Source organism: Franconibacter sp. IITDAS19 (assembly GCF_023079515.1).
Taxonomy (GTDB): Bacteria; Pseudomonadota; Gammaproteobacteria; order Enterobacterales; family Enterobacteriaceae; genus Franconibacter; species Franconibacter pulveris.
The window spans coordinates 634,660-655,879 of sequence record NZ_JALJCP010000001.1 but is presented as its reverse complement, the minus strand read 5'-3'; the positions used below and the strand labels follow the sequence as shown (position 1 = coordinate 655,879).

Below are 21,220 nucleotides of genomic sequence, written 5' to 3'. Positions count from 1 at the left end.
CTCGCTGGAGGGCCTTTTTTATGGCGATTTATTGCGGCTGGAGCGAATTCCCGACCGTTTTGTCCTTCAGGAAAATGACCATCATCCCCAGCCACAGCAGGCCATTCAGCAGATTGAAAAGGCTGAACAGGCCATTGCCGCCCGCCAGATAGGCATGCTTGCTGACCTCGATGCCGACGGTGAAAATCAGCATCTGCAACATGCCCATCGCCGCGGAAACCGTGCCCTTACTGATGTCGCTGGCAAAAAGCGTCAGGCGCACCAGGCCTGCGTTGGCGAGGCCGATGCCGAAGGCGTAAACGCTAAGTCCCGCCGTCATCCACAGATAAGCGTGGGAGGAGAGCAGGGTCGCCAGCGCTGCTATCACCAGACCAAGAGTGATGGGCCAGCCGCCAAGAATAATCAGCGAACGCACGGTGCGTCGTGAAGTGAGTTTCGCCAGCACCAGATTGCCTGCGATCAGCGCGCCGAAAATCGGCACCTGCAACAGGCCGTATTCATAGCTGCTGAGCTGCTCGCCGCTGATGATGATAACCGGCGACTGGGCAATCCACGCCAGCAGCGGCAGGCTCACAAAGCCTGTCGCCAGCGCGCCCGCCACAAAGCGGGCGTTTTTCATCACGGCTTTATAATCTCGCCCGAGCTCCTTGAGCGAGAGCTTTTCGCCAAGGCGGGTGGCGGTTTCCGGCATAGCGCGCCACAGGCCGTAATAGGCGATGGCGGCAAGCACTGCGAAAAGCACGAACATCATCTCCCACGGCGCCATGTGCACCCAGGCGGCGCCCACCAGTGGGCCGAGCAGCGGGGCTATCAGCGCCACGTTCGCCATCAGCGCGGTGATTTTGATGCACACCGCCTCTTCAAACGACTCCTGAATCGCGGCGTAGCCGACCGCGCCGATAAAGCAGAGGCTGATGCCCTGTAAAAAGCGCAGCGCGGTGAACTGCTCAATATTTTGCGCAAGCAGCGTGGCAAGACAGGTCACGATAAACCAGACCACGCCGGTGAGCATCACCGGGCGGCGGCCGATGCGGTCCGACAGCGGCCCCAGCAGCCATTGTAAGAACATCCCGCCCGCCAGATAGGCGGTCATGGATGTCGGCACCCACTCCATGCCAGCCTGGTATTGCTCCACCACGGCGAGCATACCCGGCTGGATCATGTCGTTGCCGATATACGTTGAAAATTCATACAACACCAGGCACAGCGGGAACAGCAGCGCCTGACGTCCAAGGCGCTTTTTCGTCATCGTTTTACTTTGCATTAGCGATCCATCCAGAGAAATCGCGCTGAGTGTAATGAAACGACCGCAGCAGTCATAGTGAATTGTGTGCGACGTTAGTCGATAACGCACAGCGTTACCGTCATTTAAGTTTATTTTAAGGTGCGCCGCGTATTCTTATGCCAGGCGCGGGTAACGGCTGTATGACAGAAATAAGACAATACCGCTTTACCCTTCGCCGGTCGGTTTCTAAGGTTATTCGCTTTACCGGCGGCCTGTTTTTGCGCCGCGTTTGCCGCCCTGCTTTGGGCCTCTTTTTTGGGTTGATAAGGAACCAAAACCGCGATGATGGAAGACCTCAACCACCAGCTCTTTCTGGCGATTAACGCCACTCCCGCCTCCCCCGCCTGGCTGCTTGCCCTGGCGACGTTTATCGCCCGGGAGCTGATTTACGGCGTGCCGCTGCTTTCAGCGGCGCTCTGGCTCTGGGGGCCTGGACAAAAGCTTAGCGCACAGCGCCAGCTGGTGGTAAAGATTGCGCTGGCGCTCGCCATCAGCGTCTTTCTCTCCTGGCTGATGGGCCATCTATTCCCGCACCCGCGTCCGTTTGCCGAAGGGGTCGGCCACCAGTTCCTGCACCATTCGCCGGATGACTCTTACCCAAGCAACCACGGCACCGTGAGCTTTACCTTTGCACTGGCGTTTCTCTGCTGGCACCGGGTGTGGTCAGGGCTGGTGCTGCTGGCGGTTGCTTGCGCTATCGCCTGGTCGCGCATCTATCTGGGCGTGCACTGGCCGCTGGATATGGTAGGCGGTTTGCTGCTCGGCATGCTCGCCTGCCTGGCGGCGCAAATGGTCTGGAACGGCTGCGGTGAGGCGCTCTATCGCCTGCTGCGCCAGCTTTACCGCCGCTGCTTCGCCCTGCCCATCCGCAAAGGCTGGGTGCGTGACTAACGCCTCTGCGACGGGTAAAATCGCCCGATTCACTGGCGAAGCGTGGTTCACGCCTCGCCAGTTTTGGTTAAGCAGAGGACGAAATGGAAACACGGCGCGACGAGCGGATAGGGCAACTGCTGCAGGCGTTAAAACGCAGCGATAAGCTTCACCTGAAAGAGGCGGCCACGCTGCTTGGCGTTTCAGAGATGACCATTCGCCGCGACCTGCAGCGCAACGACGCGCCTGTCGTGCTGCTTGGCGGTTATATCGTGCTGGAACCGCGCAGCGCAGCAGTCAGCCATTATCTGCTAAGCGATCAGAAAACCCGTCTGGTGGACGAAAAGCGTCGCGCCGGCCGCCGGGCGGCGGAGCTGGTCAGCCCGCATCAAACGCTCTTTTTTGACTGCGGCACCACCACGCCCTGGATAATCGACGCGCTGGACAACGACCTGCCCTTCACCGGCGTCTGCTATTCGCTTAACACGTTTCTGGCGCTGCAGGAAAAACCCGCCTGCCGCGTTATTCTCTGCGGCGGCGAGTTCCACGCCAGCAACGCTATCTTCAAACCGCTTAATTTTCGCGAAACGCTGCGCAACATTTGCCCCGACATCGCCTTTTTCTCCGCCGCCGGTCTGCACCTGCACCACGGCGCCACCTGCTTTAATCTGGACGAACTGCCGGTAAAACAGTGGGCGCTGGAGATGGCGCAGCGGCACGTGCTGGTGGCGGACAGCAGTAAATTTGGCAAAGTAAGACCCGCCTGCATGGGGCCACTGGAGGCCTTCGACACGCTGGTGACAGACGCGAAACCGGAAGCGAAATTTATCGACTGGGCGAGAGAATCTGGCGTGACGCTGCTCTGGTAAGCGCCTCCCGCCAGACGGGAGGCGACATGCTTAAGAGAACCAGCTGCCGAACCACTTGTGGAATTGCATCAGCACGCGATCCCACAGGCGGCTTAAGAAGCCGCCCTCTTCCACCGCCTCCATCACCACCAGCGGACGCTGTTCAATGTTCTGGCCATTAAGCTGGAAGTCAATTGTGCCCACCACCTGGCCTTTTTTCAGCGGTGCGGTGAGCTGCGGCTGCGTGAGTTTCCAGGTCGCTTTCAGGTTTTTAAGCTGGCCTTTCGGAATGGTTATCGACCCCGCTTCGCCTGCGCCCAGTTTGGCTTCACTCTTGTCGCCAAACCAGACCCGCTGGCTGACGAACGTCGCATCAGGTTTGATGGGCGTTACGGTTTCATAGAAACGAAAACCCCAGGTCAGCAGCTTTTCCGACTCGCGAAAGCGAATGCCGTCGGTTTTGGTGCCCAGCACGACCGAAATCAGGCGCATATCGCCCTGCGTGGCCGAAGCCACCAGATTATAACCAGCTCCCGCCGTGGTGCCGGTTTTCATCCCATCCACGTTCAGGTTGGTGCTCCAGAGCAGCCGGTTGCGGTTAGGCTGGCGGATATTATTGAACGTAAACTCTTTTTCTTTATGAATGGCATATTCATCCGGCACGTCGTGAATTAGCGCCTTGCCCAGCAAAGCCATATCGCGCGCGGTGCTGAATTGCCCTGGCGCATCTAACCCGTGTACGGTTTTGAAGGTGGTGTTCGTCAGTCCCAGCCGCTGCGCATAACCGTTCATCAGGCCGACGAACGCATCCTGGCTGCCCGCGACATAGTCGGCGATGGCAATGCTGGCGTCATTCCCGGACTGGATGATCACCCCTTTATTCAGCTCGGAAACCGGCACCTGGTCGCCAGGCTTTAAAAACATCAGCGACGAGCCGCGCAGCGCCGGATTGCCGGTCGCCCAGGCGTCTTTGCCGATGGTGACTTTATCATCAAGATGAATTTTGCCTGCCTTCAGCGCCTGGCCTACCACATAGCTGGTCATCAGCTTGGTCAGGCTTGCAGGGTCGAGCTTTTCATCGGCGTTGCCTTCCGCCAGCACCTTGCCGCTGGCGTAATCCATCAGGATCCAGGCCCTGGCTTCCATCGCCGGCGCGGCAGGCGCCTGCGTTTGCTCGGCCTTTACGGCAGGAACCAGAGCGAGTAACAGAACGGAGCCCGCCATCACAGCGCGCGCTAAAGGGGGGAGAGAGAAAGGGTTGGTAAGTGCCATCCGAGTATCCATTCCAGAAATCACGTCAAAATAAACGCATCGAGTGAAGTTGTGAGTAATAACGCACATTAGCTCGTAATGAAACAGTAAGCGGGTAAAGTTTTTTCAAGTGTAAGTGAGATCGGGTTGTTACTGACCGGTTTTTGCGAAGGTTGCGAAAAAGTGGGCTTTATCTCACCATAGGTATTTCCCACTCTGTGACCTACCCTCTTCATAAGGAGCGAACCATGATTACCGTCTGGGGCAGAGAAAACTCCACTAACGTCAAAAAAGTCCTCTGGTGTCTGGAAGAGCTGGAGCTGCCCTACAACCGTATCCCCGCCGGCATGCAGTATGGGATTAACCACGATCCCGATTATCTGGAAATGAACCCTAACGGCCTGGTGCCCTGCCTGCGCGATGATGAAACGGGGCTGGTGCTCTGGGAATCGAACGCCATCGTGCGTTATCTCGCCGCGCAGTACGGCCAGCGCCGTCTGTGGCTGGACAACCCGGTGGAACGCGCGCAAGGCGATAAATGGATGGACTGGGCGGCCACGATGCTGCCGCCGCCGCACCGGGGCCTGGTGTTTAGCCTTGTGCGCACGCCGCCGGAAAAGCGCGACCCGAAGCTGATTGAAGAGAGCACCCATAAGTGTGACGAACTGCTTGGCATTCTCGACGCGGAGCTGGCGAAAACGCCCTGGCTTTCGGGCGCAGCGTTCGGGCTCGGCGATATTTCACCCGCGCCCTATATCTACAATCTGAAAAACGTCGGCGTTGAGTTTACGCCGCGCCCGCACCTGGACCGCTGGTATCAGCAATTGAGCGAACGCCCGGCGTTTCGCAAAATTGTGATGATCCCGGTAAGCTGAGATCACGAAGCGGGGCTGATTTTCAGCAGCTGCCCGTCCGTTTCGTCCGTCAGCACATACACATAGCCATCCGGCCCAACGCGCACATCGCGAATGCGCGCGTTGCGCTCGCCCAGCAGGCGACCATCCTCCTTGACGTTATTGCCGTTCACGCTCATCTGAATCAGGTTTTTATCTTTCAGCGCGCCGATGAACAGCTTGTTTTGCCACTGCGGGAAAGTGCTGGCGTTGTAAAACGCCATGCCGCTGACGGCAGGCGAATCTTTCCAGTAGAAAATAGGTTGCTCCGTGCCAGGCGCGGTGCCGCCTTTTGCTTCAGGTATCGGCAGGCCGCTGTAGTTAATGCCCCAGGTGGCGATGGGCCAGCCGTAATTTTTACCCGCTTGCGGAATGTTAATTTCATCGCCGCCGCGCGGGCCGTGCTCGTTCAGCCAGAGCGCATGGCTCCAGGGGTTGAACGCCATCCCCTGCGGGTTGCGAATGCCGTAAGACCAAATCTCCGGGCGGGCGCCCGCTTTGCCAACGAACGGGTTATCCTGGGGCACTTTGCCCTCTTCGGTCAGGCGCACCAGTTTGCCCTGCAATTTGTCGAGCTCCTGCGCGGTAGGCCGCTGGTTGTTCTCCCCGAGCGCGATAAAAAGATAACCTTTGCCGTCAAACACCATGCGCCCGCCGAAGTGGTTGCCGACAGAGAGCTTCGGCTGCTGACGAAAGACCACGGTGAAATGTTCAAGCCGCTGCATATCATCGCTCAGGCGCCCATAACCGACCGCGGTGCCCGCTTTGCCATCCTCGCCAGCTTCGGCATAGCTCAGCCACACTTTGCGGCTTTGCGCGAAATCGGGTGCCAGTACCACGTCAAGCAGGCCGCCCTGCCCCTGCGCCCAGACTTTCGGCACGCCGGTAACAGGAGCGGAAAGGCCTTTACCTGGTTGCCAGCGCTTCAGCTCGCCGCCTTTCAGGGTTATCAACATGCCCTGTTCCTGCGGCAGGAAAGCCAGCGCCCAGGGATGTTCGAGCCGGTTTTGCAGCACCTCCACGTTAACTTCAGCGGCATGGAGCTGCGAAGCACCAAGCAGCGCCGCAGCGGCGAGGCAGGTTCGGGGCGAGAGCAGCGGCATAGCAATCTCCTTTATCGGTTGTCCCGATAAGGGTAGCCAGCAGCGACAACGACGGGTTTACTTTTACAAAAACTTAAGCAGGACGGGGGAGTCGCCTCCCCCGGATTTCAGGCTTCAGCCGGTTTTCTGAGGTCGCTCAAAAGGTGTGTGCAACGCTGTAGCGTGATAATGGCGCGTTCAAGCTTCTCGGCGTCGACGGTGATGTAAAGCGGACAATCATGCTGCCCTGTCATCAAACATACTGCAGCGCCGGAAAGCGCATCCAGGCACTGGGTAAACGCGGCCAGCTCCGTGCTTTTTTGCGTCTGCTTCAGGAGCGCGTAATGACGACGGTATTCCTTACAGAGATCAAAAAGGTTATCCCTTAAGTAGTGACTTTCAGCGACCGACATATACCCCTTTGCTTTCCTCAGTTGTAGATAAGCCATGAGGTCAACTTTTGCGATGATCGTCTTTTTCAAGAGATCATGCCGGACTCTGTCAGAGATCATACATATTCCTCCCTGTGGCACATCGGTGGATCAAGGCAAGCATATGGTCACTTTTTGTGCGGAATTATGCGCTGGGTCAATATTTCGACACCTATTAACTTTCTTTACATTTCGATAACCTGACGGCAGAAACGTGGAGCGGCGTCATTTTTTGCTAAGCGAGACATAAGCCAGGCGGAATAAAAAGGGCAAGCGAACCGTTAATTTTGCGCTCCGTTTGAGGTTTTCAAAACGGGTTTCAGGAGGTGGCGATGCGCTTAAAAACGCGGCATGAGCGTAAAGTCAAAACGGCACGCTAATGATGAAAAAAATGCCCCCCAGGAAAAAGGTCATTTATTTTGGCTACTTTCAAACTTTACCAAAAATAAAGGCGCCGAAGATATAAAAGCAGGTCAGCAATAGCGTGGGCATTTCTGTTGAAAGAATATCCCCCTGCCTTATTAATTTTACTCACTTACTTTCCGGCACGTTGACCTCGCGATAATAAGTTATTTAGCCAATCAGACCGCAGCGTTTAAGACTACGACTTTTTCATGATTTTATCACTGGAGAACATCATGAAATGCAGAATTACATAAATACACATCTTTACTGAAGGCCCTGTACTACTGTGAAATTATCGAGCCGGAAAGGAGATATGCTATGTATCAAAAAATTTTATTATGTTCTGGTCTGGCTATACTGGGATGCCAGCATCATCCTCAGTCTGGTAATACCCACACGATTGCCACGTTTAATGAGCAGCAAATGATTGACGTCAGCGGCGAGGCCTTCCTGCGTTTATACAATACCAAATCCATGGATGAAGGACGGGTGTCGCCCTTTATTAATCTGGAGGAATTATGTTCGCGATACGCTCCCGACCTTGCCCCATCAAAAAACAAAAACAGGTTTATCGACGCCATGCGCGAAGGCTTTTATTCCCGGTTTAAGCCGATGATGAAAACAGAATATGATAAAGAGGCGTATATGAATATGTCTGTAAGCTTCGTGAGCGTAGCTTTTGATATTTGCGAAAGCGCTTATCAGCGAAGCCGGGTGTGATAACCCCACATTATTGATATGAATCAAAATTCATTCTTAAACTTATTTTATTGACGCGATCATTTCAGCTAAAAGCTGAGTGAAATTGTCGAATTCTCCATAGACAGATTCGCTAGCCGCACTGTCTCTGATTTCAAAAAGATCTTTTTTAGCATCGTATGTAAATAATGACATGCCGTCTTCCCCTATAACTAAACGCTCTTGCAAGACAGGGTCCCTGTAAATGTCATTGTTTCTATAGTATTCATTGATAAGGAATATGTTTTTAATAGCAGGTTCAGGATTAGAAATACTAAACAGCCGCAGGCCGTTATACTCGAAACCATCCATATGCTTTAAAAAATCACCGTAGTCGGGTTGCTTTATTAACAGAAAATAGAACTCCCTTGCTATTTGATTGAGAATTAATGAGGGTGTGGAATGAACAGACTTATTTAATATGCTATCGAAGAACTCTTTTTTTACAGGAGGTTCTATTTGATACGCTGAATTAATCATAAGCGTTTTTAATTCTATTATCATCTTGTTAAGATCTAATTTCATTGTTATACCTGTAAATCTATTTTAGCCGATAAATTGAAGTTGCTGGCATAACCCAGGGAATAATTCTACTTTCTCCCGGCACCATTCCTTTGGTTGCCTGGCGTTGCATGCCAGTCAAAACCTTGTGAAAAGGCTCATTTTCTATCAACGCAAGATTATCAAAACTATTATCGCCACTATCGTCTAATGGTAGTTTATGATGCACATTCCAGCCATCAGGAACAGCGCCTTGACGCATTTTCAAAATATCAGATGAGTTAAAAACCGCAGCCGCCTCAGAAGAGCTTGCCATCTGATGTAGAAAACTTTTTCTGACCACGTTGTTAAACTCTTTCCTCATTAGTGCGGCTTCTGCTGACTCACGCTTCACATAATTGATTTCCTTTACTTCAAGGTTATGTAAGAATTTTGATTCTCCTCTAATTTTTCCTAAATAACCGTATATTTCCTCAAAATTAGCAGGCCGTTTCACCAACAGCATGGAGGCTGCGGCCATAACCGCGCCTGCCGTCTGCTCATTCAATACCTGCTCATAACCTTTTAAAGCATCGCCGCCTAAACGCTCTGCTGTCTCCCTGAACGCGTCAACATTGTTGTTGTAAACACCGCCAGCGGCAAGCAGGCGGCCTGCCGCCTTACTGTTAATCGTCTGGTATGCCGGTTTCTGACCAGAGCCTGAAACGCCTTCAAAAACTGAACGAGCAAACCGGGTGGTGCGGGGCCTGCTGCCGCATCGACATTTTACCGAATGTGTGAATGCCCTGATGATGTTTTCCGCCCCATTCCTTTCAAAAGCCCAGGGATTCGTACAGATAAGCTCGCCTTGTTCATCTATATAAAACAGCTGCCCGGGTGGACCAATGCGATCTAACATTACAATATCCCCGTTAAAAACAAGCTCCCTCATTCTTCTGTGTGTATTCAGGCCGTAAGTATAATTACTCTGATGGGCATAATTACGTGAACACTGCGGATGGGGCCGTAACCCTTCAATGTAATAATGTCCATGGTATCGATCGTCAAATTCATATTCTTGCTGAATATAATGCCAGGTGGCATATGGCTGAGCTATCAATTCATAATATTCTGGTTCAAGATTATCTCTTAATAAGTAGAAGAGATTGCAGCCAGGAAGGCTAAAGCTCATTACCAACTCCTTTGGTAACAAAAAATTCCGGTAATATTACCCCTCCTTACAAGCTGGTTAAAAAAGCATTTTATAGAGACCGCTATTTTAATGTTGAAGATCATAAAAGTAAGCGAATCTATGCTTTTTTATTACAGTTGGCTTGCAAAGCGAACAGCAGTAAATTAATGAGACAGGTTTTTCTCAAAGAGATTAATAATGGTTAACGTAAAGAGATCCTTTAATTACCTGTACCAACATAGGCTAATCATCCCGGCAGGAATAATACAGAAATAATTAGCGGATTGGTTTACGTTTTTTTAATACGACAGTGTTGCGAAAAGCAACGGTAATAAACAAAAGGCCAGATCTTCTCCTCGTTTTCCCCTCTGATGCTGAACCACGGCGGCGGCCTGCGTTAGCAAGAATTCCGTCACATATAGCTGTAGCGTTTGCGCATGATGTATACTCCGCGTTTTCCCGAGCAATGTATTGTATAAAAAATGTCCAAGATTGGTTTCATCTCGTTAGGCTGCCCGAAAAACCTGGTGGATTCTGAGCGCATCCTGACCGAACTGCGTACCGAAGGCTACGATGTCGTGCCGAGCTATGACGATGCCGACATGGTTATCGTTAACACCTGCGGTTTTATCGACAGCGCCGTTCAGGAGTCGCTGGAAGTGATCGGCGAAGCGTTAAACGAAAACGGCAAGGTGATTGTGACTGGCTGCCTCGGCGCGAAGGAAGATCAGATCCGTGAAGTGCATCCGAAAGTGCTGGAAATCACCGGACCGCACAGCTATGAGCAGGTGCTCAAGCACGTTCACCACTATGTGCCGAAGCCTAAGCACAATCCTTTCTTAAGCCTGGTGCCGGAACAGGGCGTGAAGCTGACGCCGCGCCACTATGCTTATCTGAAAATTTCTGAAGGCTGCAACCACCGCTGCACCTTCTGCATCATCCCGTCCATGCGCGGCGACCTCGACAGCCGCCCGATTGGCGATGTGCTGGCGGAAGCGAAGCGCCTTGTGGAAGCAGGCGTGAAAGAGCTGCTGGTAATCTCGCAGGATACCTCCGCTTACGGCGTGGATGTAAAACACCGCACCGGCTTCTGGAACGGCGAGCCGGTGAAAACCAGCATGGTCAGCCTGTGCGAGCAACTGGCGAAGCTCGGCGTCTGGGTGCGCCTGCATTATGTTTACCCTTACCCGCATGTGGATGAGGTGATCCCGCTGATGGCGGAAGGCAAAATCCTCCCCTATCTCGATATTCCGCTGCAGCACGCCAGCCCGCGTATTCTGAAACTGATGAAGCGGCCGGGTTCGGTAGACCGCCAGCTTGCGCGCATTAAACAGTGGCGTGAAATCTGCCCTGAGCTGACGCTGCGTTCCACCTTTATCGTGGGCTTCCCGGGTGAAACCGAAGAAGATTTCCAGATGCTGCTCGATTTCCTGAAAGAAGCGCGTCTCGACCGCGTCGGCTGCTTTAAATACAGCCCGGTCGAGGGCGCCACCGCCAACGATCTGCCGGATCAGGTGCCGGAAGAGGTGAAAGAAGAGCGCTGGAACCGCTTCATGCAGCTTCAGCAGCAGATCTCCGCCGAGCGTCTGCAGGAGAAAGTGGGCCGCGAGATCCTGGTTATCGTCGATGAAGTGGACGACGAAGGCGCCATTGGCCGCAGCATGGCGGACGCGCCGGAAATCGACGGCGCGGTCTACCTTAACGGCGAAACCAACGTGAAGCCGGGCGACGTGGTTCGCGTGAAGGTGGAAAACGCCGACGAATATGACCTGTGGGGCAGCCGCGTTTAAGGCTTGCCGCTGAAAAAAGGCTGCCATCCGGCAGCCTTTTTTATTAGCCCTTGAGTCTGGGATCGAGCGCGTCGCGAAGGCCGTCGCCCAGCAGATTAAACGCCAGCACCGTCAGGAAAATAGCGAGGCTTGGGAAAATAGCCACATGCGGCGCTATCACCATATCCGCGCGCGCCTCGTTCAGCATCGCGCCCCACTCCGGCGTTGGCGGCTGTGCCCCAAGGCCGAGGAACGAGAGACTTGCCGCCGAGATAATCGAGGTGCCGATGCGCATGGTGAAATAGACCACAATGGACGACACCGTGCCCGGCAGAATGTGGCGAAACAGAATAGTCGCGTCGGAAGCGCCGATGCTGCGCGCCGACTCGATAAACGTCTGGTGCTTCAGCACCAGCGTGTTGCCGCGCACCAGGCGCGCAAAAGCCGGGATGCTGAAAATCGCCACCGCGATAATGACGTTCGCCATACCGCTGCCCATCACAGCCACCACCGCAATGGCGAGCAAAATGCCCGGAAACGCGAACAGCACATCGCAGATGCGCATAATAATGCGGTCCCACCAGCCTTCGTAATAGCCCGCCAGCAGCCCGAGCACCGTACCGATAAGCGCGCCGATAAGCACTGCGAACACCCCAGCCGCCAGCGAAATCTGCGCGCCGACCAGCACGCGGCTGAAGATATCGCGCCCGAGCGAATCGACGCCGAACCAGTGCAGCATCGACGGCCCTTCGTTGAGCCTGTCGTAGTCAAAATAGTTTTCCGCATCGAACGGCGCTATCCAGGGCGCGACTATCGCAAGGACAATCAGCAGCAACACAAACGCGCCGGCGATAAGCGCCACCGGCTGGCGTTTAAATCGTCGCCAGAATTCATGCCAGGGCGTGCGCACCTGCTGCGGGCGTATTGTCGGCATGGCGTTGAGAATGGCCTGTCGGCGCCAGTTGAAAAGTCGCATCCTTACTTGTACCTGATAGCCGGGTTAATGGCGGCGTAGAGCACGTCCACCACTAAGTTGATAAGAATGAATTCCAGCGAGAAGAGCAAAACTTCCGCCTGAATCACGGGGTAATCGCGCATCTCGACGGAGTCCACCAGCAGACGACCAAGCCCCGGCCAGTTGAACACCTTCTCCACCACAATCGAGCCGCCCAGCAGAAAACCAAACTGCAGCCCCATCATGGTGATAACTGGGATCATGGCGTTGCGCAGGCCGTGTTTCAGAATTACCCATTTCTCGCTCACCCCTTTGGCGCGCGCGGTGCGCATATAATCCTCGCCCAGCACATCCACGAACGAGGCGCGGGTGAAGCGCGCCATGACCGCCGCGACCGCCGCGCCAAGGGTAATGGAGGGCAGAATGTAGTGGCGCCAGCTGTCGGCGCCGACAGTCGGCAGCCAGCCCAGCTCCACGGAAAATACCTGCATCAGCAACATGCCGAGCGCGAAGGCAGGGAAAGAGATGCCGGAGACGGCGAGCGTCATGCTGATTCTGTCCGGCCAGCGGTTACGCCAGACGGCGGCGATAATGCCGGCGAACAGTCCGAACAGCACCGCCCAGACCATACTGGCGACGGTGAGCCAGAGCGTCGGCATAAAGCGGCTGGCTATCTCCTCCGATACCGGACGGCGTGACACCAGCGAGTTGCCAAAATCTCCCTGCGCAACGTGGCTAATGTAGTGCCAGAACTGCTGCCACAGCGGCTGATCCAGCCCCAGTTGCGCGCGCACCAGCGCGATAACCTCAGCATCGGCTTCCGGCCCGGCGATTAAGCGCGCCGGGTCGCCTGGCAGCATATGGACAAATAAAAACACCAGCACCGCCACGATAAGCAGCGTCGGGATAAGCCCCAGCAGGCGTTTTACGATGTAGTTAAACATGCGCAGCCCTGTCTCTATCCTTCATAGTATCTCCTGAAACTAAGTTTACCCGTAACATAGATAAATACGTATTTATAACGGTCCGCCGCAGCGGGTGACGCTTCGCTTACCGGGCTTATAAGGCGGTGCGGATAAGCGGTATTGCCCCTGTGATGCCCCGTTGCCCCTCCCTGCCAGGGAGAGAGGGGAAAAAAGCGTCGCATACCCGCTCGCCGACTGGTCCCCTCTCCCTGTTGGGGAAAGGGGTACGCGCTCTCTTATTTCAGATCCGCATTCTCGAAGCTAAACCCGGTATCCGGCATGACGTAGAAGTCGGTCAGAGATTTACTGTGGGCGGAAACCAGTTTCTCTACCACCAACGGCACCCAGGGCGACTCTTGCCAGATAATCTGCTGGGCATCTTTGTAGAGCTTCGCTTTCTGAGCGTTATCGGTGGTTTTCAGCGCGTCAGCGAGGTCGCTGTCCACCTGCTTGTTGCTGTAGAAGGCGGTGTTAAACAGCGTCGGCGGCCAGTTCTGGCTTGCGAAAAGCGGAGAAAGCGCCCAGTCCGCTTCGCCCGTTGACGCGGTCCAGCCGGTGTAGAACATCCGCACCCCGCTCTCTTTCTGGCCCTTGCCTTCCACTTCCGCCGCGCGCTGCCCGGCGTCCATCGCCGTGACTTTCGCCTTGATGCCCACCTGCGCCAACTGCTGCTGTGTAAACTGCAGCACTTTCTGCGCGGTGCTGTGGTTGTGAGACGACCAGAGCGTGGTGCTAAAGCCGTTCGGGAAACCCGCTTCCTTCAACAACTGACGCGCTTTAGCCGGGTCGTACGGCCAGGGTTGAAATTCCGCGGCGTAAGCGATGGAAGGTGGCACCACGCCCGTGGCGGGGGTGGCGTAACCGGCGAACGCCACTTTCACCAGCGCCTGGCGGTTAATGGCGTAGTTAATCGCTTCGCGCACTTTCGGGTTGTCGAACGGCTTTTGCGTCACATTCATGCTGATATAGCGCTGCATGATGGAAGGCGAAGCGACCAGTTCGAGCTTGTCGTTTTTCTCCAGCACCTTCGCCTGCTCATAAGGGATTGGGAAGGCGAACTGCGCCTCGCCGGTTTGCAGCATCGCCGCGCGGGTGTTGTTGTCCACCACCGGGCGCCAGGTGATGGAGTCTAGTTTCGGCAGCCCCTGCTGCCAGTAGCCGGCGAATTTCTTCACCTTCACGAAATCCGTCTGGTTCCAGGTCACCAGCTCATACGGGCCGGTTCCTACCGGGTGAAAACCAATCTCCTTGCCATATTTTTGCAGTGCGGCGGGCGAGATCATCGCCGTGGCCGGATGCGCCAGAATGTTGATAAAGGCGGAGAACGGCTGTTTTAAGGTGATTTTTACGGTACTCGGGTCCAGCGCCTCGGTGCTGGCGATGTTTTTATAAAGGTTGTAGCGCTTAAGGTGGTTATCCGGGTTGCTGGCGCGGTCAAGATTCGCCTTCACCGCTGCGGCATCAAACGCGCTGCCGTCCTGGAACTTCACGCCGGAACGCAGCTTGATGGTATAAACGAGGCCGTCGTCAGAGACGGTATAACTTTCCGCCAGCACGTTCTGCAGCTTCATGTCTTTATCAAGACCAAATAACCCCTGGTAGAACGACTTCGCCACCGCCTGCGACAGCGTATCGTTCGCGTCGTACGGGTCGAGCGTTGTGAAGTTCGAAGCGACCGCCACCACCACATCTTTAGCGGCGAAGGCGGGCGCGGCGGCCAGCGCAGAAGCGACGCCCACGGCGGCGAGCCATTTACGCGTTGTGTGTTGAGTCATATTGTTATTCTCCTTATTGTCCCTGCCTTGATGAATTAATAGTGGTGCGAAGCGCCGCCAATCGCGTGACGCGCCACAAAATGGCCCGGCCCTACCGCCACCAGCGGCGCGACAAACGGCTCGTCGCCGCGCTTGCGGGTGGCGCTTGGGATCTCATCGGACAGCAGCACCGGCTGGCGGCGCGGATGATCCGGGTCGGCGACGGGCACCGCCGCCATCAACTTGCGGGTGTAGGGGTGCTGTGGGTTTTCGAACACCGCCCGACGCGGCCCTATCTCCACAATTTGCCCAAGGTACATCACCGCCACCCGATGGCTGATGCGCTCAACAACAGCCATATCGTGCGAAATGAATAAAAAGGCGATGCCGAATTCCCGCTGTAAGTCGAGCAGCAGATTGATAATCTGCGCGCGGATAGAGACATCGAGCGCGGAAACGGACTCGTCGGCGATCACCACTTTCGGGTTCAGCGCCAGCGCCCGGGCGATACAAATACGCTGCCGCTGACCGCCGGAAAACTCGTGGGGATAGCGCCAGGCGTGCTCGGGCTTCAGGCCAACGCGCTCCAGCAGCCAGGCCACGCGCTGCTGCGCCGCCTCGTTGCCCATCATCTTGTGCACCAGCAGCGGCTCCATAATGGAATAGCCCACAGTCAGGCGCGGGTCGAGCGAAGCGTAAGGATCCTGAAAGATAATCTGGATATCGCGACGCACCGGCTGCAGGGCGCTCTGGGGCAGCGTATCGATACGCTTGCCGGCAAAGGTGACGCTGCCGCCCTGGGTTTCCACCAGCCGCAGCAGCGCGCGCCCGGTAGTGGATTTACCGCAGCCCGACTCCCCCACCAGCGAGAGCGTTTCGCCCGGCCAGAGATCAAAGCTGACTTTTTCCACCGCATGCACTTCGCTTTTCACGCGGTTGAGAATGCCGCTGCGCACCGGGAAGCGGGCCACCAGCTCCCGCACCTGCAGAATGGGGCCGCTGTCGGGCAATACCGTATCCTGCGCGCTTTCAGGCAGTGCAATGCCTGCGCGCTCGCGAAAATCCTGTGGGAATTTTTGCGGCAGGTCGGTGCCATTCATGGCGCCAAGGCGCGGCACCGCCGCCAGCAGCTTTTTGGTATAGGGGTGCTGGGGGGCGCTGAAAATGTCCCGCACGCTGCCGGTTTCCACCGCTTCGCCCTGATACATAACCAGCACGCGGTCGGCCATATTCGCCACCACGCCCATATCGTGGGTGATAAAAATCACCCCCATCGCCATCTCTTCCTGCAAAACCCGAATAAGCTGGAGGATTTGCGCCTGGATAGTGACATCCAGCGCCGTGGTCGGCTCATCGGCTATCAGCACCGCCGGGCGGCAGGAGAGCGCCATGGCTATCATGACCCGCTGGCGCATGCCGCCTGACAGCTGATGCGGGTAGCGCTCAAGAATGCTTTCCGCTTCGGGAATGCGCACCAGCTCCAGCATGCGTTTCGCCTCCCGCAGCGCTTTCTCGCGGCTGAATCCCTGATGCAGGCGGATAGACTCGGCTATCTGCTCGCCCACCGGAAAAACCGGGTTTAACGAGGTCATCGGCTCCTGAAAAATCATCGCCATGTCAGCGCCGCGCACCGAGCGCATTTGCGACTGGCTCATTTCGCGCAGATCGATAACCTGTTTATTACGACGGCGCAGCAGTAAGCGCTCGCTCTGCGTCTCTCCGCCTGCCTGTTCGATAAGGCGCATCAGCGAAAGCGCGGTAACCGATTTGCCGGAGCCGGATTCGCCAACGATGGCGAGCGTTTCGCCGCGCCGCAGGTCGAAAGAGAGCTGGCGCACCGCGTCGGTAACCTGCTCCTGCTGGCGAAAACGTACCGTTAAACCGGTAACCGAGAGCACCTGATCTTCAGGCAATGCGTGACTGTATGGCACCGGAACTCCTTATTCGCGATAGATCCCAACGCAGGGCGCATCGCCCACGTAACCAAAACCGCGATACATCCCTTCGCTATTGAAGGGCATCGCCACGTTGCCTTCCCGGTCGATAGCAATAATGCCGCCGCTGCCGCCAAGGGCGGGCAGCTTCTCCATCACCACCCGCTCGCTCGCCTGTTGCAGGCTCAGCCCGGCGTACTCCATTAGCGCGGCAATATCGTAAGCCGCAAGCGTTCGGATGAAGGTTTCACCCGTACCGGTGGCGGAAACCGCGACGCTGGCGTTATTGGCGTAACAGCCCGCGCCAGGCAGCGGAGAGTCGCCTACCCGGCCTGGCAGTTTATTCGTCATGCCGCCAGTGGAGGTGGCCGCCGCCAGATTGCCATGCTCATCGAGCGCCACGGCGCCGACGGTGCCGAACTTCTGCTCTTCATCCAGCGGACCGCCATCGTGATCGAGCAGCGTCTGGTCCTGCGCTTTGGCGCGCTCAAGCTGCTCCCGGCGTTCAGGGGTGGAGAAAATCGAAGGCGAGACGGGCGTAACGCCATGGTCAAAGGCAAACTGCTCCGCGCCCTCGCCAATCAGCAAAACGTGAGGGCTTTGCTCCATCACCAGGCGAGCGGCCAGCACCGGATTGCGCAGGCGGCTTACGCCCGCCACCGCGCCCGCTTTCAGGGTATGACCGTCCATGACGCAGGCGTCCAGCTCATGCGTCCCTGCGCGGGTAAAGACCGCACCGATACCCGCGTTAAACAGCGGGCACTCTTCGAGCAGCCGCACCGCTTCGGTCACCGCATCCAGCGCACTGCCGCCTTGCGCCAGTATCGCCTGCCCCGCCTCGATGACGCCTGAGAGCGCCTCAATATACCGTTGCTCTTGCCCTGGGCTCATTTGCGCCCGGGCAAGGGCCCCTGCCCCGCCATGTATGGCGATTACCGCTTTAGCCATTGATCCATCGCTCTGATTTTGTGACACGGCCGTACTTTTTTTATAAATATCATTATCGTTGCCGCGACTTAATATGAAATTTGAATATAGAAAGAGGCCAATGTGATGTAAAGCCCGCGCGCGGCTCACAACGCGACACCTGCCTATCTCTTACCCTTTCTGCCATAATGGGCGCTTTCCTTTTTCCCGCGCAGGAGTAATAAGATGGAACCTACCGCCGGACTGATGGCGCTCGACGTCGCCCTTGAAAAGATGCTGTCGCGTCTTTCCCCTCTTACCGAATCCGAAACGTTGCCGCTGCTGCACTGCTTCGGCCGCGTGCTGGCGCGCGATATTACTTCGCCCCTCGACGTGCCGGGGTTTGATAACTCCGCCATGGACGGCTACGCCGTGCGCTTAGCCGATCTTGCGCTGGAAAAACCGCTGCCCGTGGCGGGCAAGGCGTTCGCCGGCCAGCCGTTTCGCGGCGAATGGCCCGCGGGCAGCGTTATCCGCATCATGACCGGCGCGCCTGTGCCTGCGGGCTGCGAGGCGATAGTGATGCAGGAAGACGCCGAGGTTACAGAGGCGGGCGTGCGCTTCAGCGCAGCGGTTCGCGCCGGACAGAATATCCGTCTGCGCGGGGAAGACATCGCGAAAAATGCGGTGGTGTTAAAAGCGGGCCAGAAAATGAGCGTAGCGCAGGTGCCCATTCTCGCCTCGCTGGGTATCGCCGCCGTAGAGGTCGTGCGAAAAATTCGCGTGGCGGTCTTCTCCACCGGCGACGAGCTGCGCCTGCCGGGTGAACCGCTGGGTGAAGGAGAGATTTACGATACCAACCGCCTGGCGGTGCATCTGATGCTCGAACAGCTCGGCTGCGAGGTGATTAACCTTGGCATTATCCGCGACGACCCGGCGGCGCTTCGCGAAGCGTTTATCGAGGCGGACCGTCAGGCGGATGTGGTGATAAGTTCCGGCGGCGTTTCGGTGGGCGAAGCGGATTACACCAAAACCCTGCTGGAGGAACTGGGCGAAATCGGCTTCTGGAAGCTTGCCATCAAACCGGGCAAGCCCTTCGCCTTTGGCCGTCTGCCGCACAGCTGGTTCTGCGGCCTGCCGGGCAATCCGGTTTCCGCCGCCCTCACCTTTTATCAGCTGGTGCAGCCGCTGCTGCTGACGCTGTCCGGCGCTGAGCCGGTTGCGCCGCGTCGTCTGAAGGTGCGCGCAGGCGGTCGCTTTAAAAAATCGCCAGGCCGCCTCGACTTTCAGCGCGGCGTGCTGCGCACCGGCAAGGACGGCCAGCCGGAAGTGGTGACCACCGGCCATCAGGGCTCGCACATTTTTAGCTCTTTCAGCCAGGGCAACTGTTTTGTGGTGCTGGAGCGCGAGCGCGGCAATGTCGAGCCCGGCGAGTGGGTGGATGTCGAGTTCTTCAACCACCTGTTCGGAGGCTAACCGTGGAAGCGCTGACCGACGCTGAAATGCTGCGCTATAACCGGCAGATTATCCTGCGCGGCTTCGACTTTGACGGCCAGGAGCGGCTGAAAGCGGCGCGGGTGCTGGTGGTGGGGCTGGGCGGGCTCGGCTGCGCCGCCGCGCCTTACCTTGCCGCGGCGGGCGTGGGCCATCTCACGCTGCTGGATTTCGACACCGTGGCTCTCTCCAATTTGCAGCGCCAGATTTTGCACCGCGACGCCGCTGTCGGTACGCCGAAAGTGGATTCTGCCCGCGCCATGCTGGAAGCTATCAATCCGCACGTCGCCATTGAAACGGTTAACGCCATGCTGGATGACGCGGCGCTCGGCGAGCTTATCGCCCGCCACGATTTGGTGCTCGACTGCACCGACAACGTGGCGGTGCGCAATCAGCTAAACCAGGGTTGCTTTACCCATAAGGTGCCGCTGGTTTCGGGCGCAGCTATCCGCATGGAGGGGCAGATAAGCGTTTTCACTTATCAACCTGATGAGCCCTGCTATCGCTGCCTGAGCCGCCTGTTTGGCGAAAACGCCCTGACCTGCGTGGAAGCGGGCGTCATGGCGCCGCTGGTGGGGATTATCGGCTCGTTGCAGGCGATGGAAGCCATTAAAGTACTGGCGCAGTACGGCGAGCCGTGCCGGGGAAAAATGGTGATGTACGATGCCCTGCGCTGCCAGTTCCGGGAGATGAAGCTGCCCCGCAACCCCGCCTGCGAGGTGTGCGGCGGGCAGTAAAAGAGTATCAGGCATGCTTATCGCGCGCCTGGCCGAAGCGCTTATCCGGCCAGGCGCGAAAACCGCCCCCGTGGCGGTTTTTTTATGGGCTTAATCATAGAGACCGTCGCGTTGCACTGCGGTGTGGCCCTTGCCGGGGCGGATGCGGCGAACCGAGTCGCGCACCACCAGCGTGCCGTTCAGCAACAGCGTGCCGCAGGCCGCTTGCGGGCGAACCAGCCGATGCTGCAACATTCGCACCGCTTCTTCTCCCAGTTCGTCGCGCGGCACATGCACCGCCGTCAGCGGCACATCCTGAATCGCCGCGAGGTTAAAACCGTCAATGCTCATCACTGAGATGTCCTGCGGCACCCGCAGCCCCGCTTTTTGCAGGGCGTTCACCGCTCCCTGCGCCATAAAATCGCCCCCCACCAGCAGCGCGCTGGGCAACGGCCCGGCAAGGGTCGAGAGATACTCCGCCACCAGCGCTTCGCTCTCTTTGGCGCTGAAGCTTTGCGCGGCAATGAGGTTCCGCTCTTCATCGAAGCGCAGATTGTGCGCCTCCCAGGCATCCCGGATGCCCGCCAGGCGAAGCTCCATGGTGTAACGGCGCAGGCAAAGCAGATTCACCACCTCCCGGTGGCCCATTTCAAACAGATAACGCGCGGCGAATTCGCCAATCAGACGGTGATCCGGCGCCACCGCGGGCAGGCGCATCCGGCTGTCGCGGCTGTTAATTAACACGCAGGGCTTACCAAGGTCGGCGGCCAGATCGTGAATATGCGGATCGTCAATGCCCAGCAGGATAGCCGCCTCGGTTTCCGCTTCGTTCATGCGGGCCAGAAACAGGTTGGCGTCGCTGTCATTCTCCTCCAGAGCGCAGTAGCGCAGCCGGACTTCATACGCGTCCAGCGCGCTGCTGATGCGCTGGATAACGCGGTGGTAAAAGATGTCGGAGCGTTCATCAAAAGCGCGCTGCGGCGCGAACACCACCAGGCTGTTGAGCAACATTCTGCCTGCGGCCATGTCGTCCATCACCCCAAGCTGCGCGGCGCAGGCGCGCACCTTGAGCCGCGCTTTTTCACTGGTGTTGGCTTTGCCTGCCAGCACGCGCGAAACGGTGCTGACAGAAAGCCCGGTTTGCGCCGCGATTTCGGCGATTTTTAACTTTTTACTCATTTTGTGATCCATCTCCAGTTGTGAAATGAATAAATTTTCATGAGCGAAAAAGCCTGTGATAGTGGGCCATGAA

General features: G+C 56.8%; 19 protein-coding genes. 7 read left to right on the top strand and 12 right to left on the bottom strand.

Annotated features, from left to right (window positions below):
• Positions 1 to 28: 28 nt before the first annotated feature.
• Positions 29 to 1,264 carry an MFS transporter gene (locus MT962_RS03265; RefSeq protein ID WP_024556024.1) on the bottom strand — a complete coding sequence of 412 codons (1,236 nt, stop codon included), beginning with the start codon at positions 1,262 to 1,264 and terminating at the stop codon, positions 29 to 31.
• Positions 1,265 to 1,567: 303 nt separating this feature from the next.
• Here MT962_RS03265 and ybjG point away from each other — a divergent pair, with 303 nt between their 5' ends.
• Positions 1,568 to 2,176: an undecaprenyl-diphosphate phosphatase gene (gene ybjG, locus MT962_RS03260; RefSeq protein ID WP_024556023.1), complete on the top strand. Its 609-nt coding sequence runs from the start codon at positions 1,568 to 1,570 to the stop codon at positions 2,174 to 2,176.
• Between the two features lie 83 nt (positions 2,177 to 2,259).
• The gene (gene deoR / locus MT962_RS03255; protein ID WP_024556022.1) at positions 2,260 to 3,024 is read left to right on the top strand and encodes a DNA-binding transcriptional repressor DeoR; all 765 of its coding nucleotides are present in this window, start codon (positions 2,260 to 2,262) and stop codon (positions 3,022 to 3,024) included.
• A 30-nt stretch (positions 3,025 to 3,054) separates the two neighbouring features.
• On the opposite strand, the gene dacC is transcribed toward deoR, so the two are convergent.
• Positions 3,055 to 4,287 carry a serine-type D-Ala-D-Ala carboxypeptidase gene (gene dacC / locus MT962_RS03250; protein WP_024556021.1) on the bottom strand — a complete coding sequence of 411 codons (1,233 nt, stop codon included), beginning with the start codon at positions 4,285 to 4,287 and terminating at the stop codon, positions 3,055 to 3,057.
• 215 nt (positions 4,288 to 4,502) lie between these two features.
• Here dacC and MT962_RS03245 point away from each other — a divergent pair, with 215 nt between their 5' ends.
• Entirely contained in the window at positions 4,503 to 5,129 is a 627-nt protein-coding gene (locus MT962_RS03245; protein ID WP_024559649.1) for a glutathione S-transferase family protein, read from the top strand.
• Positions 5,130 to 5,131: 2 nt separating this feature from the next.
• On the opposite strand, the gene MT962_RS03240 is transcribed toward MT962_RS03245, so the two are convergent.
• Together MT962_RS03240 and MT962_RS03235 are read right to left on the bottom strand one after the other, a co-directional pair.
• Positions 5,132 to 6,250 carry a PQQ-dependent sugar dehydrogenase gene (locus MT962_RS03240; RefSeq protein ID WP_247364540.1) on the bottom strand — a complete coding sequence of 373 codons (1,119 nt, stop codon included), beginning with the start codon at positions 6,248 to 6,250 and terminating at the stop codon, positions 5,132 to 5,134.
• A gap of 107 nt (positions 6,251 to 6,357) precedes the next feature.
• On the bottom strand, positions 6,358 to 6,741 hold the full coding sequence (locus MT962_RS03235; RefSeq protein WP_024556018.1) for a biofilm formation regulator BssR: 384 nt from the start codon (positions 6,739 to 6,741) through the stop codon (positions 6,358 to 6,360).
• 642 nt (positions 6,742 to 7,383) lie between these two features.
• Between MT962_RS03235 and MT962_RS03230 the strand changes: the two genes are divergently transcribed.
• Positions 7,384 to 7,785 carry a hypothetical protein gene (locus tag MT962_RS03230; RefSeq protein WP_024556017.1) on the top strand — a complete coding sequence of 134 codons (402 nt, stop codon included), beginning with the start codon at positions 7,384 to 7,386 and terminating at the stop codon, positions 7,783 to 7,785.
• A 42-nt stretch (positions 7,786 to 7,827) separates the two neighbouring features.
• Here MT962_RS03230 and MT962_RS03225 read toward each other — a convergent pair whose 3' ends face one another.
• Positions 7,828 to 8,328 carry a YrhA family protein gene (locus MT962_RS03225; protein ID WP_247364539.1) on the bottom strand — a complete coding sequence of 167 codons (501 nt, stop codon included), beginning with the start codon at positions 8,326 to 8,328 and terminating at the stop codon, positions 7,828 to 7,830.
• Positions 8,329 to 8,344: 16 nt separating this feature from the next.
• Positions 8,345 to 9,475 (bottom strand): HNH endonuclease, encoded by a 1,131-nt coding sequence (locus MT962_RS03220; protein ID WP_247364537.1) that lies wholly within the window; start codon positions 9,473 to 9,475, stop codon positions 8,345 to 8,347.
• Positions 9,476 to 9,957: 482 nt separating this feature from the next.
• Here MT962_RS03220 and rimO point away from each other — a divergent pair, with 482 nt between their 5' ends.
• Positions 9,958 to 11,265, top strand: coding sequence for a 30S ribosomal protein S12 methylthiotransferase RimO (rimO, locus tag MT962_RS03215; protein WP_188723240.1), 1,308 nt, complete (start codon positions 9,958 to 9,960; stop codon positions 11,263 to 11,265).
• A 43-nt stretch (positions 11,266 to 11,308) separates the two neighbouring features.
• Here the strand turns inward: rimO and gsiD are convergent, their stop codons facing one another.
• From gsiD to iaaA, 5 genes are all read right to left on the bottom strand, one after another.
• Positions 11,309 to 12,220: a glutathione ABC transporter permease GsiD gene (gsiD, locus tag MT962_RS03210; protein ID WP_024559643.1), complete on the bottom strand. Its 912-nt coding sequence runs from the start codon at positions 12,218 to 12,220 to the stop codon at positions 11,309 to 11,311.
• A 2-nt stretch (positions 12,221 to 12,222) separates the two neighbouring features.
• Positions 12,223 to 13,143, bottom strand: coding sequence for a glutathione ABC transporter permease GsiC (gene gsiC / locus MT962_RS03205; protein ID WP_024559642.1), 921 nt, complete (start codon positions 13,141 to 13,143; stop codon positions 12,223 to 12,225).
• A gap of 257 nt (positions 13,144 to 13,400) precedes the next feature.
• Positions 13,401 to 14,939 (bottom strand): glutathione ABC transporter substrate-binding protein GsiB, encoded by a 1,539-nt coding sequence (gene gsiB / locus MT962_RS03200; RefSeq protein ID WP_024556011.1) that lies wholly within the window; start codon positions 14,937 to 14,939, stop codon positions 13,401 to 13,403.
• Positions 14,940 to 14,974: 35 nt separating this feature from the next.
• Positions 14,975 to 16,849 carry a glutathione ABC transporter ATP-binding protein GsiA gene (gene gsiA / locus MT962_RS03195; protein ID WP_247364536.1) on the bottom strand — a complete coding sequence of 625 codons (1,875 nt, stop codon included), beginning with the start codon at positions 16,847 to 16,849 and terminating at the stop codon, positions 14,975 to 14,977.
• Positions 16,850 to 16,858: 9 nt separating this feature from the next.
• Positions 16,859 to 17,800, bottom strand: coding sequence for a beta-aspartyl-peptidase (iaaA, locus tag MT962_RS03190; RefSeq protein ID WP_024556009.1), 942 nt, complete (start codon positions 17,798 to 17,800; stop codon positions 16,859 to 16,861).
• 204 nt (positions 17,801 to 18,004) lie between these two features.
• On the opposite strand from iaaA, the gene moeA reads away from it, so the two are divergent.
• Positions 18,005 to 19,234 carry a molybdopterin molybdotransferase MoeA gene (gene moeA / locus MT962_RS03185; protein ID WP_247364535.1) on the top strand — a complete coding sequence of 410 codons (1,230 nt, stop codon included), beginning with the start codon at positions 18,005 to 18,007 and terminating at the stop codon, positions 19,232 to 19,234.
• A gap of 2 nt (positions 19,235 to 19,236) precedes the next feature.
• Entirely contained in the window at positions 19,237 to 19,989 is a 753-nt protein-coding gene (gene moeB / locus MT962_RS03180; protein ID WP_024556007.1) for a molybdopterin-synthase adenylyltransferase MoeB, read from the top strand.
• A gap of 90 nt (positions 19,990 to 20,079) precedes the next feature.
• Here moeB and MT962_RS03175 read toward each other — a convergent pair whose 3' ends face one another.
• On the bottom strand, positions 20,080 to 21,147 hold the full coding sequence (locus tag MT962_RS03175; protein ID WP_029592318.1) for a LacI family DNA-binding transcriptional regulator: 1,068 nt from the start codon (positions 21,145 to 21,147) through the stop codon (positions 20,080 to 20,082).
• Positions 21,148 to 21,220 lie beyond the last annotated feature (73 nt).

Excerpts from the sequence above, each read along its gene's own strand:
- MT962_RS03265 (WP_024556024.1), bottom strand. The coding sequence starts at position 1,264 with ATGCAAAGTAAAACGATGACGAAAAAGCGCCTTGGACGTCAGGCGCTG.
- ybjG (WP_024556023.1), top strand. The coding sequence starts at position 1,568 with ATGATGGAAGACCTCAACCACCAGCTCTTTCTGGCGATTAACGCCACT.
- deoR (WP_024556022.1), top strand. The coding sequence starts at position 2,260 with ATGGAAACACGGCGCGACGAGCGGATAGGGCAACTGCTGCAGGCGTTA.
- dacC (WP_024556021.1), bottom strand. The coding sequence starts at position 4,287 with ATGGATACTCGGATGGCACTTACCAACCCTTTCTCTCTCCCCCCTTTA.
- MT962_RS03245 (WP_024559649.1), top strand. The coding sequence starts at position 4,503 with ATGATTACCGTCTGGGGCAGAGAAAACTCCACTAACGTCAAAAAAGTC.
- MT962_RS03240 (WP_247364540.1), bottom strand. The coding sequence starts at position 6,250 with ATGCCGCTGCTCTCGCCCCGAACCTGCCTCGCCGCTGCGGCGCTGCTT.
- MT962_RS03235 (WP_024556018.1), bottom strand. The coding sequence starts at position 6,741 with ATGATCTCTGACAGAGTCCGGCATGATCTCTTGAAAAAGACGATCATC.
- MT962_RS03230 (WP_024556017.1), top strand. The coding sequence starts at position 7,384 with ATGTATCAAAAAATTTTATTATGTTCTGGTCTGGCTATACTGGGATGC.
- MT962_RS03225 (WP_247364539.1), bottom strand. The coding sequence starts at position 8,328 with ATGAAATTAGATCTTAACAAGATGATAATAGAATTAAAAACGCTTATG.
- MT962_RS03220 (WP_247364537.1), bottom strand. The coding sequence starts at position 9,475 with ATGAGCTTTAGCCTTCCTGGCTGCAATCTCTTCTACTTATTAAGAGAT.
- rimO (WP_188723240.1), top strand. The coding sequence starts at position 9,958 with ATGTCCAAGATTGGTTTCATCTCGTTAGGCTGCCCGAAAAACCTGGTG.
- gsiD (WP_024559643.1), bottom strand. The coding sequence starts at position 12,220 with ATGCGACTTTTCAACTGGCGCCGACAGGCCATTCTCAACGCCATGCCG.
- gsiC (WP_024559642.1), bottom strand. The coding sequence starts at position 13,143 with ATGTTTAACTACATCGTAAAACGCCTGCTGGGGCTTATCCCGACGCTG.
- gsiB (WP_024556011.1), bottom strand. The coding sequence starts at position 14,939 with ATGACTCAACACACAACGCGTAAATGGCTCGCCGCCGTGGGCGTCGCT.
- iaaA (WP_024556009.1), bottom strand. The coding sequence starts at position 17,800 with ATGGCTAAAGCGGTAATCGCCATACATGGCGGGGCAGGGGCCCTTGCC.
- moeA (WP_247364535.1), top strand. The coding sequence starts at position 18,005 with ATGGAACCTACCGCCGGACTGATGGCGCTCGACGTCGCCCTTGAAAAG.
- MT962_RS03175 (WP_029592318.1), bottom strand. The coding sequence starts at position 21,147 with ATGAGTAAAAAGTTAAAAATCGCCGAAATCGCGGCGCAAACCGGGCTT.